The 6,806-nt window shown below is 72.0% G+C and carries 5 protein-coding genes; 2 read left to right on the top strand and 3 right to left on the bottom strand.

Going from position 1 to position 6,806, the window contains the following annotated elements:
- Window positions 1-602, bottom strand: a 602-nt coding sequence (locus VGR06_RS34360; RefSeq protein WP_327563361.1) for a transposase, incomplete at its 3' end; no start/stop codon positions are given.
- A 237-nt stretch (window positions 603-839) separates the two neighbouring features.
- Here VGR06_RS34360 and VGR06_RS34355 point away from each other — a divergent pair.
- Window positions 840-2,333, top strand: a complete 1,494-nt coding sequence (locus tag VGR06_RS34355) for an NF041680 family putative transposase (protein WP_327563360.1) — start codon at window positions 840-842, stop codon at window positions 2,331-2,333.
- A gap of 471 nt (window positions 2,334-2,804) precedes the next feature.
- Here the strand turns inward: VGR06_RS34355 and VGR06_RS34350 are convergent, their stop codons facing one another.
- Window positions 2,805-3,467, bottom strand: a complete 663-nt coding sequence (locus VGR06_RS34350) for a response regulator transcription factor (protein WP_327563359.1) — start codon at window positions 3,465-3,467, stop codon at window positions 2,805-2,807.
- Complete coding sequence (locus tag VGR06_RS34345; RefSeq protein WP_327563358.1) at window positions 3,442-4,614, bottom strand: sensor histidine kinase; 1,173 nt, start codon at window positions 4,612-4,614, stop codon at window positions 3,442-3,444. The genes VGR06_RS34350 and VGR06_RS34345 overlap by 26 nt, the downstream gene beginning before the upstream one ends.
- Before the next feature lie 175 nt (window positions 4,615-4,789).
- Between VGR06_RS34345 and VGR06_RS34340 the strand changes: the two genes are divergently transcribed.
- On the top strand, window positions 4,790-6,806 hold a 2,017-nt coding region (locus VGR06_RS34340; RefSeq protein WP_327563357.1), incomplete at its 3' end, for an MMPL family transporter.

Here is a 6,806-nt window from a genome sequence, read left to right as displayed (position 1 = left end):
GATGGACGGCGGCAGATAACCGCATCCACCACAGGAGTTGGGGGACCCCCGGCGCGCTTGGAACACATCAAAGACAGGCCAGCACGGGCTCCAGATAACGGCCGTTGATCTTCTTTCCCGGCGTCGTAGCCGCGGCTGGGCCGGGCGACGGTCTCCGCGCCGCGCACTGACTGCGAGTCGACCAGCGCCGCCGTCGGCTGCCGGTCCCGGCCCTCGACCCGGTGGCGGACCTGTTCGCGCAGCCCGTTGTGCATCCGGGTCAGGGTGCCGTCGGCGCTCCAGGCCCGGAAGTAGTGGTAGACGAGCTTGTGGTGCGGGAAGTCAGCCGGCAGGGCGTCCCATTGGCAGCCGGTCCGGTCGAGGTAACGGATCGCGTCGACGACGTCGCGGCGCGGGTAGACGATCGGTCGGGCCCCGACCGGTGCCGGCGGGGACGTGCGGGGCGAGTACCGCCCATTCGGCGTCGCTGGTGTCGGACGGATAGTGCCGGGGCCGGACGGTCGGCAGGTGATCGGCGAGAGTGGCCGGGGTGGCAGATGCCGCGACGCCGGCGACAAGGTATACAGACAGGGTTGGGCCTTCGGCTGGTGCTGGCTAGTCACCTGTGCACGTACCGAAGGCCCTTCCTCATGTCATCCCGCCACGCCGCACACAGGCACGATCGTCGATAGGCGCCCGGCCCACCGATGCCTGAACCCCTTATTTACCAGGCTCTAAGCTTGTTGTTTAACCCTTGAGGGTCGGTGATGACCCCTGGTGGATCATGGAACAGCCCTTGGTTGATGATCTTCTTGTCTAGGGAAGAGCATCAATGACCAAGGGCTGTCTCGGTGAATAGTGTGCATGACGCGGGTCCGGTGGATGCGTTCGGGGAGCTGGACCGGTTCCGGTGCGAGTTGCACCGGTGCTTCACCGGGCGACCGGATGCGTTGTTCGAGTTGACCGACGCGCTGCTGTGCAGCGACGGCCCGGTGAAATCGTTGGTGGGGTTGACGTTGGCGCCGGAACACCGGCGGGGGCACGGCGCCATGTATGACGGGCTCAACCACGGCCGGATCGACGTGCAGCGGTTACGGACCGCGCTGGCCGGGCTGTCGCTGCCCCGCGCCGGTGACGGCCGGCTGATGCTGGCCGTCGATGTCAGCGCGTGGCTGCGCCCGGACGCGGTGACCAGCCCCGACCGGTTGTTCTGCCACGTGTATGGCCGCGGCCGCAGTCAGGACCAGTTCATTCCGGGCTGGCCGTATTCGTTCGTGGCCGCGTTGGAGCCCGGCCGCACCTCGTGGACCGCGGTCCTGGACGCGGTCCGGCTGGGTCCGGACGATGACGTCGCCGCGGTGACCGCCGAGCAGGTCCGTCAGGTGCTGCACCGCCTGATCACGGCCGGGCAGTGGCATCCCGGTGATCCGGACGTGCTGGCCGTATTCGACTCGGGCTACGACCTGGCCCGGCTGGCGTTCCTGCTGGCGGATCTGCCGGTCGAGGTCCTCGGACGGGTGCGCTCCGATCGGGTGCTGCGACGGCCCGCACCCGCTCGGCTTGCCGGGGCGATCGGTCGGCCCCCGAAGCACGGTGGTGAGTTCCACCTCGCCGACCCCGACACCTGGCCGGGTGCGGACGCGGTCACGGTCACCGAGACCAGCCGTTACGGCATCGCCGAGGCCCAAGCCTGGGATCGGTTGCATCCGCGGCTGACCCGCCGGGCTGCGTGGCTGCAGCATCAGGGTGATCTGCCGGTGTTGGAAGGCACCTTGATCCGGTTGTCCGTGGATCACCTGCCCGGCGACCGGGACCCGAAACCGTTGTGGCTGTGGTCTTCGCGCACCGGCGCGTCACCGTCTCATGTCGATCGGCTGTGGCAGACGTTTCTGCGCCGCTTCGACCTGGAACACACCTTCCGGCTGTTCAAGCAGACCCTGGGTTGGACCGCCCCGAAGCTGCGCGACCCGCACGCCGCGGACCGGTGGACCTGGCTCGTGATCGCCGGCCATACCCAGCTTCGCCTCGCCCGGCACCTCGCCCAGGATCTGCGTCGGCCCTGGAACGTCCCGCACCCGCGGGCCGGCTCACCCCAGCACGCGTACGGCGTGGGTTTCGGAACCTGCGCCCGAAGACCACCCGACCGGCCGGTGCACCGAAACCCAGCACCGCCGGTCCCGGGCGCCCGCCCGGGTCGAAGAACCGCAGACCCGCAACCCACCACGACGTCGGCAAAACCACGAAACGGGCCCTCACCCTGGACGAGCAGAAGCACCGCCCAGGTTAAAGAACAAGCTAAGGAGTGCTTCGTAAGCCCTTTGGGGCCTCGAGGTTTCCGGCGCAGAGCACGGTGATTCCTGGCACCGCTGCCGGCGCGGCGTGGTACCGGCGGAGTTACCCACCGCATCGCTGTCACCCGCCGTCACCACCGGCCGACCCCGGTCGCCTACGCGGAAGATTGGTGGCGCCCCGGGCAGGCACCAATCTTCCGCACAAGCCGGGGCGCCCGCCGCCGGCGGTCGCGCATCGTAGCCGCGCTCCGGTGGCGCGAACCCCCGCACCGGCGCAGACAGCCCGGTTGTCCTTGACCGTGCACGCCTCGCCGCCAACATCCGATCCGGGCGGGTCCGCTGCCGGCCACCGCCCACCCGCATCACCGTGATCCTGCCGAGCCCGCCGATGAGCTGCGGACCGTCCCCGCCGCCCCGGCGGCCACCACCGCCAGCAACAGCGCGCCGCCCTGTGCGCAGGCCCGTCCGGGGGTCGGTACCCGGCGAGCGAGGTACCTGGAAGGGGCCCGGCCTTCGCAAGCGGCGTCGTAGGGCTCAGGTTCCCGGGATGATCCGGCGGGTTTCGTAGGCCCACATGGCGATCTCCACCCGGTTGCGGGCGCCGAGCTTGGCCATCAGGCTCGCCAGGTGCGTCTTCACCGTACTCAAGCTGATGTGCAGTGAATCGGCGATCTCGGTGTTGGTCAGGCCCCGGGCGACGGCGAGCAGCACATCCTCCTCGCGGGCGGTGACCGGGGAGATCGGTTGCGCGGCGGGCCGCCCGGCCGGTGCGTCCGCGAACGCCTGCAACAGGCGCACGGTGAGGCTGGGCGCGATGAGCGCCTCCCCGTCGGCGGCCGACCGGATGGCTTGCGCCAGCAGCTCCGGCCCTGCGTCCTTGAGCAGGAATCCGCGGGCGCCGGCGCGCAGGGCGCCGTAGACGTACTCGTCGAGATCGAAGGTGGTGATCACCACCACGACCATCGGGTCGGCGACGCCCGGGCCGGCGAGCAGCCGGGTGGCCGCCAGCCCGTCGAGCACGGGCATCCGGATGTCGAACAGGCAGACGTCGGGCCGCAGGTCGCGGGCCAGGCGTACCGCCTCGCGCCCGTCGGCCGCCTCGCCGACCACCTCGACATCGTGCTGGGCGTCCAGCATGATCCGCAGCCCGGTACGGATGATCGCCTGGTCATCAGCGACGAGGACGCGGATGGACACCGCTGTCCGACCTCCCCCGGGGCAGCTCGGCCTCGACGCACCAGCCCTGGTCGGCACCCGGACCGGCCCGTAGCTCCCCGCCGAGTAGGGCAGCTCGTTCACGCAGCCCGGCAAGGCCGTACCCGTCGCGACCTCGGCTCGCCCGCGCGCCGTCGTCCCGAACCGTCACCCGTACCCGCTGGGGTTCTCCGGTGATACGGACGGCGACCTCGGTCGCGTCGACCGCATGCCGCATGGCGTTGGTCATCGACTCCTGCACGATGCGGTAGACCGCCGAGTCCACGGCTGGGGGGAGCGCGTCCAGTTCGCCATCGAGGTTCAGGTCGACCCTGAGCCGACCGCCCGGGGCGCGCACCAGGCGCTCCAGGTCGGCGACGCCGGCTGGCGGCGCCAGCTCGGCACCCGCCCCGCCGTCCCGCAGCGCAGCGACCATGGCGCGCATTTCCTCCAGCGTGCGCGCCCCCTCCTCCTCGACGCCCTCCAGCGCCTCGACAGCACCGGCCGGGTCGGTGCCCGCGACCACCCGGCCGGCCTGCGCGCGGATCACCATGGCCGAGACGTGGTGCGCCACCGTGTCGTGCAGTTCGCGGGCGAGTCGCTCTCGCTCGCGGGAGCGCACCTGCTCCAGCTGCCGCTCGCGAACGGTCGCCCGGAAGCGCACGGACGCCCCGATGACCCCGGGCAGGAGCAGGAACGCGAAGCCCACGATCTGGTCGACGACCGGAGTGTTGTCCGTGACGACCGACAGCGCGAAGGCCGCGAGGATCACCGCGCCCCCCAGCACGACTTCGCGTCCCGATCCCCATCGGGGCAACGCATACACCAGCACGAGCAGGATCAGGCTGCTGTACAGGCCGACCGGCTCCCGCGGGGTGGCCACCAGCGAGGCCAGCTCGAGCACGATCATCGCGCCGAACCCGAGCACGACCATCGCCAGCGGGCGGGTCCGCCGCCACATCGTCAGCGCGCATAGCCAGACGGCGAAGACCACCGCCACCGGCCGCCACACGACGTCCTGCCGCAGCGCGGTCTCCAGCACCACACCGCCCAGGCCCGCGGCGAGCAGCGCCCAGTCCCGCCACACCCGGGCCGGCGCGCCGGGCGGCCGCGGCTCGGTCCAGAGCGTTCGCAGGTCGTCTCGCAGCACGGCTTTCAGCCTACGGAGCGCGCCGCGCCGCACATCGGCCAAAAGAACGGGGCCACCCTCAGCCCGGGGACGGGCAGATCCGCGGCTCCCGAGCCGATGTCCGGAAGCGCCGCCGTGACGAACCTCGGCATCGACGGCCGTACCGAGTCGGCCGACGAGGTGGTTGGAGGATCAGATGCTTTCGAAAACCCTCTCCCGTCTGGGCGGGAGCGCGGCCCGGCACCCGTGGCGGGTGATCGCGGCGTGGCTGCTCGCCGCCGCGCTCACGGTCGTCGCCGCGATCGCCTTCGGCGGGCGGACCGCGGACTCGGTGACCGCTCCGGGACTGGACTCGGGGCGCGCCGCCGAGCTGATCGAGCGGGCCGGCACCGGTCAGGAGGGGATGACCGCCCAGGTGGTCGTCACCCCGCTCGACAGTGGGGCGACGTTCTTCGACCACGGCACCGCCCGTACCGCCCTCGCGCGGCTGCAGGCCGAGGCGCGGCGACTCCCGCACGTGCTCGGCACGAGCGACCCGGCGGGCGCGCTCGACCTGGACGGGGATGCCGCCGTGCGGGGCGGGCTGGTCTCGGCCGACGGCCGGATCGCCGTCGTCCGGGTGCAGTATCTCGACCAGAGCCGGCTGTCGACAAAGGACCTCGACGCTCTTGTCGACCTCGGCGACCGGCTGCGCCGGGATATGCCACTGCGCATCGAGATGGGCGGGGAGCTCTTCTACGTCTTCTCCGACGCCGGCGGCGGCGCCAGTGAGCTGATCGGCATCCTCGCCGCGGCCGCGATCCTGTTCCTGGCGTTCGGCTCGCTCGTCGCGGCCGCGCTGCCGATCGGCATGGCCGTCTTCGGGCTGACCGTCGGGGTCGCCACGATGACGGTACTCGCGGGGATGACGGAGATCCCCACCTTCGCACCGGTGCTCGGCAGCATGGTCGGGCTCGGGGTGGGCATCGACTACGCGCTTTTCGTGCTCGCCCGGCACCGGGAGTACCTCGCACACGGGGTCGAGCCCCACGAGGCGGCCGGGCGGGCGGTGGCCACGGCCGGGCGACCCGTGGTCTTCGCCGGCGGCACGGTCGTGGTCTCGATCCTCGGCATGGCGGTCGCGAACGTGCCGTTCATGACGGCGGGCGGGCTCGCGGTCTCGGTCGTCGTCCTGATCATGGTGGTCGCGTCGGTGACGCTGCTGCCGGCGTTCCTCGGCGCCGCCGGGCCGCGCCTCGCCCGCGTCGGCTGGCTCGGCCGCGCCCTCCGGGTCGGGACGCCGGGCCGGTTCGGACGGCATCGGGTCGCGGCGGCGGGCGCCGTCCCCGCGCCCGGGTGGCGACGCTGGATCGGGCACGTCACCCGGCACCCGGTGCCGTACGCGATCGGCGCGGCCGGGCTGCTGCTGGCCGCGACGCTGCCCATGCTCGGCCTGCGCGTCGGCCTACCCGACGACGGCTCGCTGCCGGAGAGCCGCACCGAACGCCGCGCGTACGACCTCGTCGCTGAGGGGTTCGGCCCGGGCACCAACGGTCCCCTCATCGTCGCCGCGGACCTCGCCGGCGACCCGCGGGTGCTGGACCGGCTCGTCGCGGCGGTCGCGGCGGACCCAGGCATCGCGTCGGTCGCGCCGCCGCTGGTCGATCACGCCACCGGGATCGCGACCCTCGTGGTCTTCCCGACCACCGGCCCGCAGGATCGGGCCACGGCCGACACCGTCGTCCGGCTGCGCGGCGACGTCCTGCCCACCGTTGTCGGGCGAGGCCCGGCGAGCGCCCACGTAGGCGGCGCCGCGGCGAGCCTGTCCGATGTGGGCCAGCGGACCAGCCAACGCCTGCCGGTATTCGTGGCCGCCGTGCTGGCGCTGTCGTTCGTGCTGCTCATGCTGGTGTTCCGGTCGGTGCTCGCGCCGCTGAAGGCGGTGCTGCTGAACCTGCTGAGCATCGGCGCGACCTACGGCATCATGGTCGCGGTGTTCCAGTGGGGCTGGGGCGCCGCGGTGACCGGGCTGGAGGCGACCGTACCGATCGTGTCGTTCATCCCGATGTTCCTGTTCGCGATCCTGTTCGGCCTGTCGATGGACTACGAGGTGTTCCTCCTGTCGCGCGTGCGCGAGGAGTACCTACGCACCGGCGAGAACCGCACGGCGATCGTGCGGGGCGTCTCGGGCACCGCCCGGGTCATCACGTCGGCCGCCCTCATCATGGTGGCGG

Origin of the sequence: Actinophytocola sp. (assembly GCF_036002505.1) — a bacterium.
Taxonomy (GTDB): domain Bacteria; phylum Actinomycetota; class Actinomycetes; order Mycobacteriales; family Pseudonocardiaceae; genus DASYTH01.
Note: the sequence above shows the minus strand (reverse complement) of the source record. Positions and strands in the feature narration are given on the sequence as shown.